14 protein-coding genes, 1 tRNA gene and 1 pseudogene are annotated in these 17,008 nt (G+C 74.6%); 11 read left to right on the top strand and 5 right to left on the bottom strand.

Annotated features, from left to right (window positions below; all coding sequences use genetic code 11):
- Positions 1 to 20: 20 nt before the first annotated feature.
- Together ACFVVL_RS31505 and ACFVVL_RS31500 are read right to left on the bottom strand one after the other, a co-directional pair.
- Positions 21 to 623: a TetR/AcrR family transcriptional regulator gene (locus ACFVVL_RS31505; RefSeq protein ID WP_350551889.1), complete on the bottom strand. Its 603-nt coding sequence runs from the start codon at positions 621 to 623 to the stop codon at positions 21 to 23.
- A 173-nt stretch (positions 624 to 796) separates the two neighbouring features.
- The gene (locus ACFVVL_RS31500; RefSeq protein WP_387681228.1) at positions 797 to 1,822 is read right to left on the bottom strand and encodes an acyl-CoA desaturase; all 1,026 of its coding nucleotides are present in this window, start codon (positions 1,820 to 1,822) and stop codon (positions 797 to 799) included.
- A 244-nt stretch (positions 1,823 to 2,066) separates the two neighbouring features.
- On the opposite strand from ACFVVL_RS31500, the gene ACFVVL_RS31495 reads away from it, so the two are divergent.
- From ACFVVL_RS31495 to ACFVVL_RS31460, 8 genes are all read left to right on the top strand, one after another.
- Positions 2,067 to 2,140 (top strand) — tRNA-Gln (locus tag ACFVVL_RS31495).
- 174 nt (positions 2,141 to 2,314) lie between these two features.
- Positions 2,315 to 3,784, top strand: coding sequence for a bifunctional UDP-N-acetylglucosamine diphosphorylase/glucosamine-1-phosphate N-acetyltransferase GlmU (glmU, locus tag ACFVVL_RS31490; RefSeq protein ID WP_387681225.1), 1,470 nt, complete (start codon positions 2,315 to 2,317; stop codon positions 3,782 to 3,784).
- A gap of 202 nt (positions 3,785 to 3,986) precedes the next feature.
- Positions 3,987 to 4,964: a ribose-phosphate diphosphokinase gene (locus tag ACFVVL_RS31485; RefSeq protein WP_380295885.1), complete on the top strand. Its 978-nt coding sequence runs from the start codon at positions 3,987 to 3,989 to the stop codon at positions 4,962 to 4,964.
- A gap of 284 nt (positions 4,965 to 5,248) precedes the next feature.
- Positions 5,249 to 5,839 carry a 50S ribosomal protein L25/general stress protein Ctc gene (locus tag ACFVVL_RS31480; protein WP_387681221.1) on the top strand — a complete coding sequence of 197 codons (591 nt, stop codon included), beginning with the start codon at positions 5,249 to 5,251 and terminating at the stop codon, positions 5,837 to 5,839.
- A gap of 107 nt (positions 5,840 to 5,946) precedes the next feature.
- A complete protein-coding gene (gene pth, locus ACFVVL_RS31475; protein ID WP_380295889.1) occupies positions 5,947 to 6,528 on the top strand; it encodes an aminoacyl-tRNA hydrolase in 582 nt (193 codons plus the stop codon).
- Between the two features lie 151 nt (positions 6,529 to 6,679).
- Positions 6,680 to 7,024, top strand: coding sequence for a hypothetical protein (locus tag ACFVVL_RS31470; protein ID WP_387681218.1), 345 nt, complete (start codon positions 6,680 to 6,682; stop codon positions 7,022 to 7,024).
- Positions 7,025 to 7,135: 111 nt separating this feature from the next.
- Positions 7,136 to 7,672, top strand: a complete 537-nt coding sequence (locus ACFVVL_RS31465) for a SigE family RNA polymerase sigma factor (protein WP_380295893.1) — start codon at positions 7,136 to 7,138, stop codon at positions 7,670 to 7,672.
- Entirely contained in the window at positions 7,662 to 8,516 is an 855-nt protein-coding gene (locus tag ACFVVL_RS31460) for a hypothetical protein (RefSeq protein WP_387681215.1), read from the top strand. Before ACFVVL_RS31465 ends, ACFVVL_RS31460 begins: the two co-directional genes overlap by 11 nt.
- Before the next feature lie 119 nt (positions 8,517 to 8,635).
- On the opposite strand, the gene ppc is transcribed toward ACFVVL_RS31460, so the two are convergent.
- Positions 8,636 to 11,434 (bottom strand): phosphoenolpyruvate carboxylase, encoded by a 2,799-nt coding sequence (gene ppc, locus ACFVVL_RS31455; RefSeq protein WP_380295897.1) that lies wholly within the window; start codon positions 11,432 to 11,434, stop codon positions 8,636 to 8,638.
- Between the two features lie 276 nt (positions 11,435 to 11,710).
- Here ppc and ACFVVL_RS31450 point away from each other — a divergent pair, with 276 nt between their 5' ends.
- A complete protein-coding gene (locus ACFVVL_RS31450; RefSeq protein WP_380295899.1) occupies positions 11,711 to 12,982 on the top strand; it encodes a sensor histidine kinase in 1,272 nt (423 codons plus the stop codon).
- Positions 12,983 to 13,018: 36 nt separating this feature from the next.
- On the opposite strand, the gene ACFVVL_RS31445 is transcribed toward ACFVVL_RS31450, so the two are convergent.
- The gene (locus tag ACFVVL_RS31445; protein ID WP_387681311.1) at positions 13,019 to 13,510 is read right to left on the bottom strand and encodes an SUKH-3 domain-containing protein; all 492 of its coding nucleotides are present in this window, start codon (positions 13,508 to 13,510) and stop codon (positions 13,019 to 13,021) included.
- A gap of 131 nt (positions 13,511 to 13,641) precedes the next feature.
- Positions 13,642 to 14,106: a YwqJ-related putative deaminase gene (locus ACFVVL_RS31440; RefSeq protein ID WP_380295901.1), complete on the bottom strand. Its 465-nt coding sequence runs from the start codon at positions 14,104 to 14,106 to the stop codon at positions 13,642 to 13,644.
- A 491-nt stretch (positions 14,107 to 14,597) separates the two neighbouring features.
- On the opposite strand from ACFVVL_RS31440, the gene ACFVVL_RS31435 reads away from it, so the two are divergent.
- Positions 14,598 to 15,599, top strand: a complete 1,002-nt coding sequence (locus ACFVVL_RS31435; RefSeq protein ID WP_387681211.1) for an SMI1/KNR4 family protein — start codon at positions 14,598 to 14,600, stop codon at positions 15,597 to 15,599.
- A 69-nt stretch (positions 15,600 to 15,668) separates the two neighbouring features.
- Positions 15,669 to 17,008: pseudogene (locus tag ACFVVL_RS31430) on the top strand (hypothetical protein); the annotation flags it as partial.

Here is a 17,008-nt window from a genome sequence, read left to right as displayed (position 1 = left end):
GCGCCGCGCCCCGGCGGCGCTCAGGCCTTGCGCTCGCCGACCAGCTTGGGGTGCCGCTCCATCCCCTCCAGGCCGTGCCAGGCCAGGTTCACCAGGTGGGCGGCCACCTCGGCCTTCTCCGGCTTGCGCACCTCCAGCCACCACTGGCCGGTCAGCGCGACCATCCCCACCAGCATCTGCGAGTACATCGGGGCGAGGCGCGCGTCGAAGCCGCGCGCCTTGAACTCCAGGCCGAGGATGTCCTCCACCTGGGTCGCGATGTCGCTGATCAGCGACGCGAAGGTGCCCGTCGACTGGGCCACCGGGGAGTCCCGCACGAGGATCCGGAAGCCGTCGGTCGAGGTGTCGATGTAGTCCATCAGCGCGAACGCCGCCTGCTCCAGCAGCTCGCGCGAGTGCCCCCCGGTCAGCGCCCCGGTCACCATGTCGAGCAGCAGCTGCATCTCGCGGTCGACCACCACCGCGTAGAGCCCCTCCTTGCCGCCGAAGTGCTCGTACACCACCGGCTTGGACACCCCGGCCCGCTCGGCGATCTCCTCCACCGAGGTGCCGTCGTAGCCGCGCTCGGCGAACACCGTGCGGCCGATCTCCAGCAGCTGCTCCCGGCGCTGCTTGCCGGTCATCCGCACCCGGCCACCCCGCCGGCGCGGCGCCGGCGCAGCGTCGTCCGGCCCGGCGGCGGCACGCGGACGGGCCTGCGCCGGACCGGGCGCGGCGTCCGTCCGCGTGCTCTGGTGGCCGCCTGTGCTGTCTGCGCTGCTCCCGTTCACCCCTACATCATGCTGCAGGCGCGCCCTCATGCGGCGCGGCGGGCGGCGATCCGCTGCGCGTCCGGCCAGCGGACGTCCCGGACCCAGCCCGCCAGCTCGAACCAGCGGATCAGCCGGGCCGAGGAGTCGATCTGGCCGCGCAGGACGCCGTGCCGGGCCGAGGTGGGGTCGGCATGGTGCAGGTTGTGCCAGGACTCGCCGCAGGAGAGCACGGCCAGCCACCAGACGTTGCCGGAGCGGTCCCGGGAGCGGAACGGCCGGCGGCCGACCGCGTGGCAGATCGAGTTGATCGACCAGGTGACGTGGTGCAGCAGTGCCACCCGGACCAGCGAGCCCCAGAAGAAGGCGGACAGCGCGCCCTGCCAGGAGAGCGTGACCAGCCCGCCGACCAGCGGCGGCAGCAGCATCGACAGGGCGGTCCAGAGCCAGAACAGCCGGGAGATCCGCCTTATGGCCGGGTCGCGGACGAGGTCCGGCGCGTACTTGAGCTGCGGGGTCTGCTCCTCGTCGAAGAGCCAGCCCATGTGGGCCCACCACAGGCCCTTGAGCAGGGCCGGGACGCTCTCGCCGTAGCGCCAGGGCGAGTGCGGGTCGCCGTCCTTGTCGCTGAACCGGTGGTGCTTGCGGTGGTCGGCCACCCAGCGCACCAGCGGTCCCTCGATCGCCAGCGAGCCGGCCACGGCGAGGGCGATCCGCAGCGGGCGGTTGGCCTTGAAGGCGCCGTGGGTGAAGTAGCGGTGGTAGCCGACGGTGATGCCGTGGCAGGTGAGGAAGTACATGACGGTGGCGATCGCGACGTCGGTCCAGCCGAGCCCCCGGCCCCAGGCCACCGGGACGGCGGCGACCAGGGCGGCGAAGGGCACGGCGATGAACAGCGCGAGCGCGATCCGCTCGGCGGCGCCCTGGCGCTCCCCGCCCCGGGTGGCGGAGAGCTGCTGCGGGGAGGACTCCGGGGCGGGGGAGGTGGACGGGGCGGGGGCGTCGGGTCCGGGGGCGGAGGAGTCGAGGGGGCGCGCGGAATCGGCGTGCGCCTCGCCGGCCTGGATGGTCATGGGCGTCCCTTGAGGGGGGAGAGGACGGAAGCTACGTTGGCGTAACCTACGGAATCGTAGGTTGCGCTCCGCCACCGAGGGAATACGCCGCCGGGCGGCGCTTGAGTGAATTCACCCGACTGGATGGATGACATTCGGATCCCGGCGGGGCCCCCGGTGGGCCGGGCCGAGGAGGTAGATGTGACGGCCCATACCCCGTACTCTTGGCGGAGCGCGCCCCCCGGAACGGGAGCGGATGCGCCGGTCCCGGATCGTCTAAGGGCAGGACAGCTGGTTTTGGTCCAGCTTATGGGGGTTCGAATCCTCCTCCGGGAGCCATCTGCGGGCCGGTCGGCCCGGGCCGGTCCGCGGTCGACGCGCGGCGGCCCCCCGGGGGCGGAGGAGCGGCCATGCTCCGCGCACTATCCTCGAAGCGGCCAGGGCGCTGACGTGCGGGTCCCGTCGCTGGCTGCTCTGCCCTCCCCCGTGTCACCGAATGAGGAGCCTCCCCCCGTGAGTGCCAATTCGCCTGCCGCCGTTGTCGTCCTCGCCGCCGGCGGTGGCACCAGGATGAAGTCGAACAGCCTCCCGAAGGTGCTGCACGAGGTGTGCGGGCGGTCCCTGGTCGGCCACGCGGTGGCGGCGGCGGAGGAGTTGACGCCGGACCAGCTGGTCGTGGTGATCGGGCACATGCGGGAGAAGGTGGCCGACCACCTGGCGGCGCATCACCCGGGCGCCCGCGCCGTCGTCCAGGAGGAGCAGAACGGCACCGGGCACGCGGTGCGCACCGCGCTGGAGGCGCTGGCCGCCGACGGGGTCGAGCTGGACGGCACGGTGATCGTCACCACCGGCGACGCGCCGCTGCTGACCGGCGGGACGCTGGGCGCGCTGGCCGCGGCCCACACCGAGCAGGGCAACGGCGTCACCGTGCTGACCGCGGTGGTGCCGGACCCGTTCGGCTACGGGCGGATCCTGCGCGACGAGGCGGACGGCGCGGTCGCGGCGATCGTCGAGGAGAAGGACGCCTCGGACGCCCAGCGGGCGATCGACGAGATCAACTCCGGGGTGTTCGCCTTCGACGCCAAGCTGCTGGCGGACGCGCTCGCCGAGGTCACCACGGACAACTCGCAGGGCGAGGAGTACCTGACCGACACCCTGGAGATCCTGCGCCGGGCCGGGCACCGGGTGGGCGCCGTGGTCGCCGACGACTACCGCGACATCCTCGGCATCAACGACCGGGTGCAGCTCGCCCACGCCCGCCGGCTGCTGAACGACCGGCTGCTGGAGCGGGCGATGCGGGCCGGCGTGACCGTGGTGGACCCGGCGACCACCTGGTTCGACGTGCAGGTCTCCTACGAGCCGGACGCGGTGGTGCTGCCCAACACCCAGCTGCAGGGCTCCACCCACCTCGGCGAGGGCTGCGAGGTCGGCCCGAACTCGACGATCAAGGACACCCGGATCGGCGCCGGGGCCCGTGTGAGCAACACCACGGCGGACCGCGCCGAGATCGGCGACCACGCCGCCGCCGGCCCGTACGCGTACCTGCGCCCGGGCGCCCGGCTGGCCCGCAAGGCCAAGGTCGGCACCTACGTCGAGGTGAAGAACTCGGAGCTGGGCGAGGGCGCCAAGGTCCCGCACCTCTCCTACATCGGCGACGCCACCATCGGCGAGGGCAGCAACGTCGGCGCCGCCTCCGTCACCGTGAACTACGACGGGGTCAACAAGCACCGCACGGTCATCGGTGCGCACTGCCGTACCGGATCCGACAACATGTTCATCGCGCCGGTCACGGTGGGCGACGGCGCCTACACCGCGGCCGGTTCGGTGATCGCCAGCGACGTTCCGCCCGGCGCCCTCGGCGTCGGCCGGGCCCAGCAGCGGAACATCGCCGGCTGGGTGCAGCGCAAGCGCGCGGGCACCACGTCCGCGCAGGCCGCACAGGCCGCGACGGAGCGCGACGAGCGGTCCGCGACGGAGGCCTGAGCCGGCGGGCGGAGGTCCGGCGGACGGTCCCGAGGCGGACGGTTCGCGAGCGGGCGCGTAACCTTGGGGTCATACGTGCGCCATTGGGCCTACCGCCCGTGTCCAGGCGTACCGACAATTCCCCGACCCCTCTCGCCGGCTGGCGGACGCCTGCCCGCGGTACGGACGGGATCGGCGTCAGCAACGCGAGGAGACGGTGGCAGTGAGCGGGATCACGACGTCGGGCGAGAAGAAGCTGAAGCTCTTCTCCGGCCGTGCCCACCCGGAGCTGGCGAAGGAGGTGGCCGCGTCGCTGGGGACCGAACTGGTTCCGACCAAGGCCCTGGACTTCGCCAACGGTGAGATCTACGTCCGCTTCCTGGAGTCGGCCCGCGGTGCCGACTGCTTCGTGATGCAGAGCCACACGGCTCCCATCAACCAGTGGATCATGGAGCAGCTGATCATGATCGATGCTCTGAAGCGGGCCTCCGCCCGGAGCATCACCGCGATCCTGCCGTTCTACGGGTACGCCCGCCAGGACAAGAAGCACCTGGGCCGCGAGCCGATCTCGGCCCGGCTGGTCGCCGACCTGCTGCGCCAGGCGGGCGCCGACCGGCTGATGGCCGTGGACCTGCACACCGCGCAGATCCAGGGCTTCTTCGACGGCCCGGTGGACCACCTGTTCGCGCTGCCGCTGCTGGCCGACTACGTGGGCGAGCGGGTCGACCGCGGCAAGCTCACCGTGGTCTCCCCGGACGCCGGCCGGGTCAAGGTGGCCGACCAGTGGTGCGACCGGCTGGACGCGCCGCTGGCGATCATCCACAAGCGCCGCGACATGACCCAGGCCAACACCATCCTGTCGGCCGAGGTCGTCGGCGACGTCAGGGACCGGGTCTGCGTCCTGGTCGACGACATGATCGACACCGCCGGCACGATCTGCGCCGCCGCCGACGCGCTGTTCGAGGCCGGTGCCGCGGACGTCCTGGTGGCCGCCACCCACGGTGTGCTCTCCGGCCCCGCCGCGGACCGCCTGAAGAACTCCCGGGTCAGCGAGTTCGTGTTCACCAACACCCTGCCGACCCCGGCCTCGCTGCAGCTGGACAAGATCACCACGCTGTCGATCGCCCCGTCCATCGCCGCCGCGATCCGCGAGGTGTTCGAGGAGGGCTCGGTCACGAGCCTCTTCGAGGGCGTGCACTGACCAAGCCCCGTGTGCGCGGCCCCGGTTCCCAGCGGACCGGGGCCGCGGCCGATTTCGCGAGAGGGCGCCGCTCCGGTTAGACTCGTGAAACTGCTCGGCGAGGGATGCCGTGTGCCCGCTCCGCGGGTGCCCGCTCCGTGATCGACGCGCTGCCGGCTCCGGAATCCCGGGCCCCGGCAGAGGTCGTGCGCCGCCGAGTGACCCCCGAACGTTATGAGGGTGTGGTCCCGGCGGTTTTTCGCGTTGCCTGCACCCCCGCGCCAGCTTTCACGAGGAGTGCAGTCGTGTCCGAGATCCGCCTTGCCGCCGAGACCCGTACCGAGTTCGGCAAGGGTGCCGCCCGTCGCGCCCGCCGTGCCGGCTTCGTCCCCGGTGTCGTCTACGGTCACGGCCACGCGCCGGTTCACCTGAACCTGCCCGGCCACGACCTGATGATGGCCCTGAAGACCCCGAACGCCCTGCTGGTCGTGCCGATCGAGGGCAAGGACGAGTACGTGCTGCCGAAGGCCGTCCAGCGCGAGGCCATCAAGCGCACCATCGAGCACGTCGACCTGCTGCTGGTCAAGCGCGGCGAGAAGGTCACCGTCGAGGTTCCGGTCCACACCGAGGGCGAGCTGGCCCCGGGCGGAAACCTGCTGGAGCACGTCCTCCAGGCCCTGCCGATCGAGGCCGAGGCCACCCACCTGCCCGAGGCCGTCACCGTCTCGGTCGAGGGCCTGGAGGCCGGCGCCTCGGTCCACGCCAAGGACATCGCCCTGCCGAACGGCGTCTCGCTGGCCGTCGAGGCCGACGCCGTCGTGCTGCAGGTCATCGCCGCCCAGGCCGCCCCGGCCGAGGAGGAGGCCGCCGAGGCCGAGGCCGGCGCCGAGGCCTGAGCCTCTCGCACAGTCCGGACCGCTGCCCCGGTCGCTCCCGCTGGAGCGGCCGGGGCAGCGGCGTGTCCGGGATGATGGCGGTGAACATGACCACGAGGAGCGGTGGGATGAACGACGAATCGTACGAGGGGCCCTGGCTGGTGGTGGGGCTGGGCAACCCCGGGGAGCAGTACGCCCGCAACCGGCACAACATCGGGTTCATGGTGGTGGACCTGCTGGCCGCGCGGATGGGCGCGAAGTTCAAGGCCCACAAGAGCCGGGCGCAGGTCGCCGAGGGGCGGCTGGCGGGGCGGCGGGTGGTGCTCGCCAAGCCGCAGTCGTTCATGAACCTCTCCGGCGGCCCGGTCACCGCGCTGCGCGACTTCTACAAGGCGCCGGTCTCCGCGCTGGTGGCCGTCCACGACGAACTGGACATCGACTACGCGGCGCTGCGGCTGAAGCTCGGCGGCGGCGACAACGGCCACAACGGGCTGAAGTCCATCACCAAGTCGCTCGGCCCCGAGTACCACCGGGTGCGGTGCGGGATCGGCCGTCCGCCGGGCCGCATGGAGGTCGCGGACTTCGTGCTGAAGGACTTCTCCGCGACCGAGCGCAAGGACCTGGAGTGGTTCGTGGACCGCTCGGCGGACGCGGTGGAGGCGCTGCTCTCCGAGGGCCTGGAGCGGGCCCAGTCGTCGTACAACTCCTGACGTGCGGTCAGGGCCGCCCGCGGGGGAAGGGCGGTGGTCCGGCTGCGCAACAGTCGTACAACTCTTGGTCGGCCAAACCTGAATACCTGTGAGAAACCTGTGCGGATCGGATAGCGTCGGGCCAGTACGCGAACGGGTTGGGGAGTTCTCGATGCGGAGTTTGCGGCCGGTCCGGCGCCTTCGGCGGATCCGGGTGGTGCGGCTGGGGAAGCTCGGACGACGGGTGGGCACGGCGGGTGCGCTGGGCACCGCGGGCGCGCTCGGCGCTGCCGGGATGCTGCTGGGCGCGGCCGGTGCGGCGCACGCCGACCCGATCGCGGAACCCGATCCGGGTGTGGTGTCCCCGGAGCCCGTCTCGGCGCAGCTCGGTCCGGTGCTCGGCAGTTCGGTCGGCGGTGACGCGGGCCTGCTGGCCGTCGGCGGCGGGCTGGTCGTGGCGGCCGGCGGCGCGGCCCTGTGGGTCAAGCGCCACCGCGCGGGCGCCGCGGGGGAGTGAGGGCGCGATCGTGCCGCAGGGGCCGGGGACCGAGCTGATCGGTCCCCGGCCCCTCCGGTTTTTTTCGCCGGACGTGTCACCCGTTTCCGTCCGCCGGTGCGTCTGGTTGGCATGAAGCGCGAATCGATGCGGCCGGGGGGCTTCACCGGAGACGCCCGGCGGGACGATCCGTTCGACGAGTTCGTCGCGGCGCGGTACCAGGCGCTGCTCCGCGGCGCCTTCCTGATCACGGGGGACATCCACGACGCGCGGGACCTGCTGCACGACGCCCTGTCCCGGGTGTACGTGCGGCGCGGCGCGATCCGCGAGCCGGGCGCGGCCGAGGCGTACGTCCGCCGGGCGATGGTCCGCACCCACGTCTCGCGCTGGCGGCGCACCCGTCGCGAGGTGCTGACGCCGCTGCTGCCGGACTCCCCGGTGGCGGCGGCGGACCCCCGGGACGAGGAGCTGGAGGCGGCGCTCCGGTCGCTGCCGCCCCGTCAGCGGACGGCGGTGGTGCTGCGGTACTACGTCGACCTGCCGGTGGCCCAGGTGGCCGAGGAGCTCGGCTGTTCGACCGCGACGGCCAAGACCCACCTGGCACGCGCGATGAGGACGCTTCGGCAGGAGCTGGCACCGGTACGGGAGATGGTGTGTCATGAGGGGTGAGGGGAGGGGACCGGAGCCGGACGCGTTCGAGGAGGAACTCGTCGTCCGCCTCGACGCCCGGGCGGGGCAGTTGTCCGGCGGCCGGCCGCCGCTGGCGGAGCTGCGGAGCGCGGGACGGCGCCGGGCCCGTCGCGGGCTGCTGCGCCGGGTGGCCGCGGGGGCGGTGGTGCTGCTGGTCGGGGTGGGGGCGCTGACGCAGCTGGAGTCCTTCGCGGGCGCCGGGCGGCCGGTGCCGGCCTGGGGCGGCGAGAGCGGACCGGAGGACGACGACCCGGGCGGGCGGTCGGGCATCTGCCGAGGCGGGCCCGCCTCGCTGCGCGAGTACACCTGGGAGCAGATCCACGGCCTGGCACCGACTCCCCCGCTTCCGTCCGGCGACGACGGGTCGTGGGACACCCCGGCCCCGGAGATGACCTCCAAGCTGGAGCAGATCATCCGCCGCAGCCTGGTGGTGGCCAACGCGGTCAGGCGGTTCGGCGAGCGGATGTACCCGGATTCCTGGTTCGGCGCCTGCAGCGACTGGACGACCAACACGGTCTACGTGATGCGGGCGCCGGGGAGCGACCTCGACATCGCGCTCGCGAAGGCCGTCCCGCACTCCGGCGTCACCCTCAAGTTCGTGGACGTGGCCCGTTCGCGGAAGTCCTACGAGGCCGTGGCGGAGCGGATCAAGTCCACGGACGCCGGCTACTGGGCCCAGCGGAACGTGACGATCACCGACGTCTGGATCTCGCCGGACGGTGCCGGGCTGATCGTCATCACCCAGCAGGTCGAGGCGGCCCGCGCGCAGATCCTGGCCCGGTACGGGGCGGGGCTGGTGATCGAGGTGAGACCGCGCTACTGACCGGGGAGGGGAGAGGACTTCATCGGGGCGGGCCGGATCCGGGGGCGGTCCGGAACGGGGGAGGGCCCCGCGACGCGTGCAGACGCGTCGCGGGGCCCTGGGGCGTCCGGGGGTGCCGGTCAGCCGGTGTTGCGCAGGCCGGCGGCGATGCCGTTGACGGTCAGCAGCAGCGCCCGGGCCCGCAGCGGGTCCTCCTGGCGGCCGGTGGCGACTTCCTCGCGCTGCCGGCGCAGCAGCGCGACCTGGAGGTAGGAGATCGGGTCGAGGTAGGCGTCGCGGACCGCGAAGGTCTGCTTGAGCACCGGGTTGTGCTCCAGCAGCTCGTTTTCCCCGGTCAGGCGGAGCACCTCGCGCAGGGTGAGGTCGTGCTCGGCCTGGATCTGCTCGAAGACGTGGTGCAGCTCGTCGGGCACCAGCTGCTCGACGTAGTGGCGGGCGATCCGCAGGTCGGTCTTGGCCAGCGTCATGGCGACGTTGGACAGGAAGTTGCGGAAGAAGTGCCACTGGCCGTACATCTCGTCGAGCACGTCGCCCAGGCCGGCCTCGCGGGCGGCGGCCAGGCCGGCGCCGACGCCGTACCAGCCGGGGACGATCTGGCGGGACTGGGTCCAGCCGAACACCCACGGGATGGCCCGCAGGCCGTCCAGGCCGGCGCCGGAGTCGGGGCGGCGGGACGGGCGGGAGCCCAGGTGCAGCGAGGCGAGCTGGTCGACCGGGGTGGCGGCGAAGAAGTACTTCGGCAGGTCGTCCTGCTCGACCAGGGCCCGGTAGGAGGTGTGCGCGGCCTCGGAGACCCGGTCCATGGCGGCGTCCCAGCGGGCCAGCTCCTCGGGGGCCTGGCGCGGGGCGGTGTGCAGCGCGGAGGCGGCCAGCGTGGCGGAGAGGGTCAGTTCGAGGTTCTCCCGGGCCAGCGAGGGCAGCAGGTACTTGTCGGAGATGACCTCGCCCTGCTCGGTGACCTTGATCTCGCCCTCCAGGGTGCCCCACGGCTGGGCCAGGATGGCCTCGTGGGAGGGGCCGCCGCCGCGGCCGACGGTGCCGCCGCGGCCGTGGAAGAGCCGCAGCCGGATGCCGTAGCGGTGGGCGACGTCGCGCAGCCGGCGCTGGGCGCGGTGGATCTCCCACTGGGAGGTGGTGATGCCGCCGAACTTCGAGGAGTCGGAGTAGCCGAGCATGACCTCCTGGACGTCGCCGCGCAGCGAGACGAGCAGCCGGTAGGAGGGGTCGGAGAGCATCTCGTCGAGGATCCGGTCGGCCTGCTGGAGCTCGTCGGTGGTCTCCAGCAGCGGCACGATGCCGATCTTGGCGATCCCGGCGTGAAGGTCGATCAGGCCGGCCTCGCGGGCGAGCACGGTGGCGGCGAACACGTCGTCGGCGCCCTGGCACATCGAGATGATGTACGACTCGACGATCTCGTCGCCGAACCGCTCGAAGCCCTCGCGGATGGTGGTGAAGACGCCGAGGGTCTTGGCGCCGGCGGCGTCCAGCGGGGCCGGGGTGGGCGCGAGCGGGCGGCGCGAGCGCAGCTCCTTGGCGAGCAGCCGCTGACGGTACTCGCGGGGCATGTCGGCGTAGCGCCAGGCCTCCTCGCCGAGCCGGTCGAAGAGCTGGCCGAGCGCGTGGTGGTGGGCCTCGGCGTGCTCGCGCACGTCCATGGTGGCGAGCTGCAGGCCGAACGCCTCGATGGTGCGGATGGCGCGGGCGAGCCGGCCGTCGGCGATCAGCTCGCCGCGGTGGGCGCGCAGCGAGTCCTGGATCATCCGCAGGTCGGCGACGAGCTCGCGGGTGCCGAGGTAGTCGCGGCCCTCGACGTGCGGGGTGCCGCCGGCCAGGCGCTCGCGGGTGTTCTCCAGCTTGAGCCGGATGCAGGTGGCCTTGAGGCGGTACGGCTCCTCGGCGTTCATCCGCTTGTAGCGCGGGCTCAGCTCGGGAAGCAGCTGGAGGTCGGTGTTGAGCGAGGCGAGCAGTTCGACGGAGGCGCCGGCCAGCCGCTCCGAGGTGGAGAGGGTGCCGCGCAGGTCGTCGATGGCGGCGAGGGCGTCCTTGATGCCGTACTCGTGCTGGAGGTTGAGGACGTCCCAGGTGACCTGCGGGGTGACGTTGGGGTTGCCGTCGCGGTCGCCGCCGATCCAGGTGCCGAAGGTGAGCGGGCGCACGCCGTCGGGCAGCTCCAGGCCGACCCGGGCGAGTTCCTCGTGCAGCTCCTCCAGGACCTGCGGGACGGCGTCGCGGTAGAGCTCGTCGAGGTAGTAGACGGCGTTGCGGGCCTCGTCGGTGGGCTCCGGGCGGGCGATGCGCAGCTCGTCGGTCTGCCAGAGCAGGTCGATGACCTCGGCGAGGCGGCGGTCGGCCTGGCGGCGGGCGGAGGAGGTGCGGGCCGGGTCGGCCTGGGAGAGGCCGGCGGCGATCTCCTCGCGGTGGATGCGGTCGAGCAGCTCGCCGATCCGGCGGAGCTTGTTGAGGACGCTGCGGCGGGCGGCCTCGGTCGGGTGCGCGGTGAAGACCGGGCGGACGGCGAGGTGGGCCAGGGTGTCGCCGAGGTGCTTGGGGTCGGCGTCGGCCAGCTGGTCGGCGGTCTGCGCGAGCAGCGAGCCCTCGCGGGCGCGGCGGGTGGCGAACTCGCGGCCGCGGTGCACCTGCTCGGTGACGTTGGCGAGGTGGAAGTACGTGGAGAAGGCGCGCACCAGCTTGGCGGCGGTCTCCAGGTCGATGTCGGAGAGCAGTTCGGCGGTGGCCTCGCCGTTGGTGCGGCTGAGCAGCCGGACCTGTTCGACCAGGCCGAGCAGCTGGGGACCTTCCTGGCGGACCAGCGTCTCGCCGAGCAGGTCGCCGAGGCGACGGATGTCCGCGCGCAATGCGGCGTTGTCGGCGACCACGGGGGTCGGGTTGTCCGCCTGGCTGGGGACCGGAGCGGTCACGGCTGGCTCCCTCGGGGTGGTGGGGTGTTCGGCAACGGCTCATCGTCACAGGGCCGCCCCGCGTGTGGCGGGTGTGACGCGTGCGGACCGCGCTGTCCGACGCGACCAGCATAGGTGTCGTCCGGTGCGCTGTCCGCGAAGTGGCCGGATGGCGGACAGGCATGCCCCGGGACCGTATGTGGTCTGGACCACTGAAGCCGGTCGGGCGGCGGCCCGGAAGGGTTTGCGGCGCGACCCGGTGGGGGAGGGGCCGGGGCGCGCCGTAGTCTGTGGGGCATGAGCAAGTCGCCTGGGGAGCGAGCGCGGGACCGGTCGTCGTTCTTGTGGTGGCCGCGGCGGCGCAGCGCCCTCCTGGACGCCGGGCTCGCCGCGCTGGCGGCGCTGGAGTGCGCCGGCAGCTCGATCACCTACATCGGCAGCCGGGTCCACCTCGGCGCGGCGGCCGAGATCGCGGTCGGGATGTTCGCCGCGCTTGCCGGCGCCACCCTGGTGGTGCGGCGGCGCTGGCCGGTCGTCCCGGTGGTGGTCGCGCTGCTCGTGATGCCGGCCGTGCCCAGCATGGTGCTGCTGCTGGTGGCGCTGTACACGCTGGCCGAGACCTGGGAGTGGCCCTCGCGCCGCCGGCGGGTGGTGGCGCTCTCCGCGCTCGCCTACGCCGAGACGGCCGGGGTGATCCTCATGTCGATGCTCAACCCCGGCGAGCCCGCGACCGAGCAGCCGCCGTTCTGGGGCCAGGTGGTGCTGTCGCTGCTGGTGGCGGCCGGGGCGACCGCGGTGCCGGTGGTGACCGGCCTGTACGTCGGCGCCCGGCGGCGGCTGATCGACTCCCTCAAGGACCGCGCGCACGGCCTGGAGACCGAGCTGGACCTGCTGGCCGAGCAGGCCCGCGAGCGCGCCCGCCGGGCCCGGCTGGAGGAGCGCACCCGGATCGCCCGGGAGATGCACGACGTGGTGGCGCACCGGGTCTCGCTGATGGTGGTGCACGCCGGGGCGCTGGAGCGGATCGTGGCCAAGGACCCGGAGAAGGCGGCGCAGAGCGCCAAGCTGATGGGCGAGGTCGGCCGGCAGGCGCTCAACGAGCTGCGCGAGATCCTCGGGGTGCTGCGGATGTCCGAGGAGAACGCGCCGGAGCCGGACTCGCTGACCGGGCTGCCCCGGCTGGTCGACCAGTCCCGGGCGGCCGGGATGGCCGTCACCCTGACCGTCAGCGGCAGCCGGCAGGAGTTCACCGGCGAGGCCGAACAGACCGCGTACCGGGTGGTGCAGGAGGGGCTGACCAACGCCCACAAGCACGCCGGCGGCGCTCAGGTGTCGGTGCTGCTCGCCTACGCGCCGAACGGTGTGCGGGTGAGCGTGGTGAACGCCTGCCCGGGCGGTGAACGGGCCGCCGCCGCGCTGCCCAGCGGCGGCAACGGGCTGGTCGGGATGCGCGAGCGGGTGGTCGCGCTCGGCGGCACCTTCTCGGCCGGGCCGGAGCGGGACGGCGGGTTCCGGGTGGAGGCGGTGCTGCCGTCGCGGCTGGCGGTCCGCCAGGACCGGCTGGTCTAGGGTCTGTCTCCTGGGCGTGCCCCGGGCCCGGACCGTTCAGGCGTCGTCCGCGGTGCGCAGCCGTTCCGGGGTGGTGCCCAGGACCAGCGCGGTGATCGCCTGGTCGACGCCGTGGCCGAGGAACCACTCGCCGGTGTGGTCGAGGCTGTGGACCCGGCCCTCCTCGTCGATCGCCAGCAGCGCCTGCCCGTACGCCTCCTCGCCCAGCGGGGCGACCCGGACGTCCAGGGCGCGGCCGAGGTCGGCCAGGGTGCGCGGCTGGTGCAGGCCGCACAGCGGGTCGATCAGGAACGGCGTGCGGGCCAGCTGCCGGCCAGGGCCGGCCAGGTCGAAGGCGAGGCCGCCGAACTCGGCCCAGGCCTCCACCGCCGCCGGGAACACCGCGTGCTGGACACCGGCCGGGCTGCCGTACCCGACCAGGGTGTCGGCCCATTCCTCGGCCTGCCGGATCTGCCAGCGCCCGGGGTGCCAGCCGGCCGCCTTGAGCTCGGCGGCGACGTCGGCCGGGAAGCGCGGGCGGGTCCGCAGCGCGGGGCCGCCGGGCGCGGCCGGGGACGGGGAGGGGGCGGGCGGATTCAGGACGGGCTCCGGTGGCTCGGGGACGGGGGACGGGCGGTGCGTCGCACGGCCGGCGCGTGGGCGGCCGCGGGGCGGACCGGTCAGCCGGCGGCGGCCGGGCCGACCGTGACGAGCTGTACGGTGAAGTGCTCCAGGAGCGGCAGGCAGGAGCGGCACGGCGGTGCGTGGGTGCCGTGCGCGGGATCGTGCTCCTCGCGGATCCGCACGGTGGTCAGCCGGGCACCCTTGAGCGCCTTGCGCGCCTCGTGCAGGCTCATCGGCTTGCGGGCGGCGCGCTTGGAGCGCCGGCCGTCCACCGAGGTGAGGTACCGGGAGAGCAGGACCGCCTCCGGGCAGCGGCCGGTGAAGCGCTCGCGGTGCTCCGGCGGCAGCGCGTCGAGGAAGTCGCCGACCAGCGGGTGCAGCGCGGGACGGCGGTCCGACTTGTCGCCGGCCAGGGTGTGCACCTCGCCGCCCTTGAGCGACAGCGCGGCGGCGACGGCGGGCAGCAGGCTGTCGCGGTGGTGGCGCAGCAGCGGTGGCCCGGCCGGTTCCCCGGTGGTCATGGCGTCGCCCTCCTCGTCGTCCCGCTCGTCGTCCGTCCGTCCGCCTCCCGCCCGGCCCTTCCGCCCGGCCCGGTGTGGCACGGCTGTCAGGGGCCAGCCTGTCAAATGACACTGACAACCGCACATCCGGGGTGCGGCGCGCGGAGCCGACGGGCGGGCGGACACGCGATGTCGGCCGGATCCACACCGCACGATCACGACTCGTCCCCGGGTCTCCCGGATCCGCGCCCCCGGCACCCCGCCGGCGCTCCGCCACCCCGGGTGCGGCGAGGGGGCGTTCCCGGTCGCCGGACGGGCCGCGGGGGAGCCGCCGCCGCGGGCGGGCGGCGGCGGCCCCGGCGGCCCGGGCCGCGGCACGCACCCGCCACCCGCCGGCCACCCACTGGTCACGTCCGGGCGTGCCGGGCGGGGGGCCGGGCCGAGGGCGCACCCCCTACGCTGGTTTCCGACAAGCGCACCGAGAACATGCAGCAGCCAGTGGGGGCTCCCAGATGACGACAGGTCGGCCCGGCGTCGCCGCCGCACCGAACGCGGCGTACGCAGGTCAGGTGGTGCAGTTCCCGGACCCGGTCCGCGCGGAGCGGCACCCCGCCGGGGTCCGGGTGGACGAGTACGGCTACCCGGACTTCGGCCCCTACGCCGCCGCGGCGGCCGAGGTCGCCGACCCGCCGGCCGGCTTCGGCGTCGACGAGCTGCGGCTGACCGACTACGTCTCGGCCAACGCCGCGCTGTTCACCCAGGGCCACCCGCTCTGGGCCGATCTGGAGACCGCCGTCGCCACCCCGCCCGGCTGGACCTGGCACCACGCGGTCGGCGGCGCCGCGCCCGGCTGGCGGCGGATGGAACTGGTCCCGGTCGAGGTCAAGGCGCTGCTGCGGCACCACGGCGGCCTGGCCACCTCCTCCGCCGACCACGGGCGCCGCGGCACCCGGCCGCTGCAGGAGAAGCGGCCGGTGCACTTCTCGCTCGCCAAGGACGGCGGCGACCCGATCGGCGTCACCGAGGACCTCGTGCAGCGCGCCGAGGAGCGGCTGGGCCACCGGCTGCCCGGTGCCTACCGCACCTTCCTCAAGCTCGGCGGCGGCCGCGCCCCGGTCGGCGTGGCGCTCGACCCGGAGCTCGGGCTGCTGCTCGACCAGCCGTTCCTGACGCTCACCGAGGAGTACGGCACCGAGGACGTCGTCTACGCCAACAAGTGCCTGCGCGACCACCTCACCAAGGACTACCTCGGCATCGCCTACGCCCAGGGCGGCATCCTGGCGCTGAAGGTGCGCGGCGAGCGGGCCGGCTCGGTCTGGTTCTGCCTCTACGACGACGCCCGTGACACCGGGGCGCCTGAGGCGGCCGAGGACCGGGTGGGCCGGCTGCTGCTGCCCTGCGGGGAGGACTTCGACGCCTTCCTGCTGCGGCTGGCGGGGAGCCCGGCGGAGCTGGAGACGGTCGCCGGGCTGATGGTGGACGGCGGCTTCGCCCGTGCCGTTCCGGTGGGCTGACATGGCGTCCGCGGTGGTCGTCGAGGGTGTGGAACGAGCGGGGACGATGGGGACAGGGGTGAACCGGGCGTGGTGACGTACGCGCAGGCGCAGGAGCTCGCCGAGGAGTGGATCAACGGCGGGGTGCCGCGGGAGCGGCAGCGCGAGGTGCGGGTCCGGGAGTTCGACCTGGGCTTCGTCTGCTGGGCGGTGCAGCCCGGTGACGGCGCGGGCGGCGCCGAGGGCGAGGCCAGGCTGGTGATCGCCCGGGACTCCGGCGCCAGCACGCTCTGGCCCGCGCTGCCCGTCAACGAGGTGGTCCGGCAGTACGAGGAGACCTACGGGCGGCCGGTCGCGGCCAACCCGGCCGGTGCGGCCAGGCCCGCGCCGGGGCCGGTCGAGGCGACGTCCTTCCTGCTCAGCCCGCCGCAGTGGCTGCGGGAGGCCGGCGAGGCGGCGCTCACCGCGGAGGCGGAGCGGCTGGGGACGGGGGCGCCCGCCGCGTCCGCGACCCCTCCCGCGCCGCCCGTCCCGGCCGCCGCGCCGCCGGCCGCCCCGGCCGCCCCGCCGGTCGCGCCGCCCGCCGTGCCGTCGCCCGCGGTGCCGTCGTTTGCGGCGGAGCCCGGGGACGTCCCCGCGCCCGCCGTCCTGACCACGCCGCCGGTCTCCGAGCGGCCCGCCGGCGACGCGCCGACCATGCTCGCCCCGCCGCCCGGCCACGACGAGCCGGCCGGTTCGCCCGCGCCGCGGGCCGGCGCCGAGGCGGCGACCGTGCTCCTGCCGGACGGGCTGCGCACCAACGGCGCCGGGCTGCCCGGCGAGCCGAGGGCCGGTTCCGAGGCCGCCACCGTGCTGCTGCCCGAGGGCGGCCGGCCGGGCCTGGCGGGCCTGCCCGGTGCGCCGGGCGGCCCGGGCACGCCGGTGCCGGGCACGCCGGTGCCGCCGCAGGACGCCCCGATGGTGCCCGCGCCGACGGTCCTGGCGCCGCCGGACGGCCTGCCGGGCGCGCCGGGGACCCCCGCGCCGGGGACGCCCGTCCCGCCGCCGGGTGCGCCCGTGGCCCCCGCGCCGACGCTGCTGGCGCCGCCGGACGGCCTGCCCGGCCTGGCGGGTCTGCCCGGCGCGCCCGCGCCCGGCGGCCCCGGTACCCCCGCGCCTGGTACCCCCGCGCCCGGTACCCCCGCGCCCGGTACGCCCGTCCCGCCGCCCGGCGGGTCCGTCGAACACGCCCCGACCATGCTGGCCTCGCCGGACGGCCTGCCGGGCCTCGCGGGTCTGCCCGGCGCGCCCGGTGCTCCGGTGCCGCCGCCCGCCGGGCCGCCGCCCGTGGAACCGCAGGCCGCCGGCCTCGGCCGCAACCCGGCCTCCGCCCCGCCGCCGCCCCCGCCGGAGGGCCTGCGCGGCGGCCCGTCCGGTCCCGGTGCGGGCTC

Source organism: Kitasatospora sp. NPDC058115 (assembly GCF_042884635.1).
GTDB lineage: Bacteria > Actinomycetota > Actinomycetes > Streptomycetales > Streptomycetaceae > Kitasatospora.
This window is presented reverse-complemented; position numbering and strand designations above follow the sequence as displayed.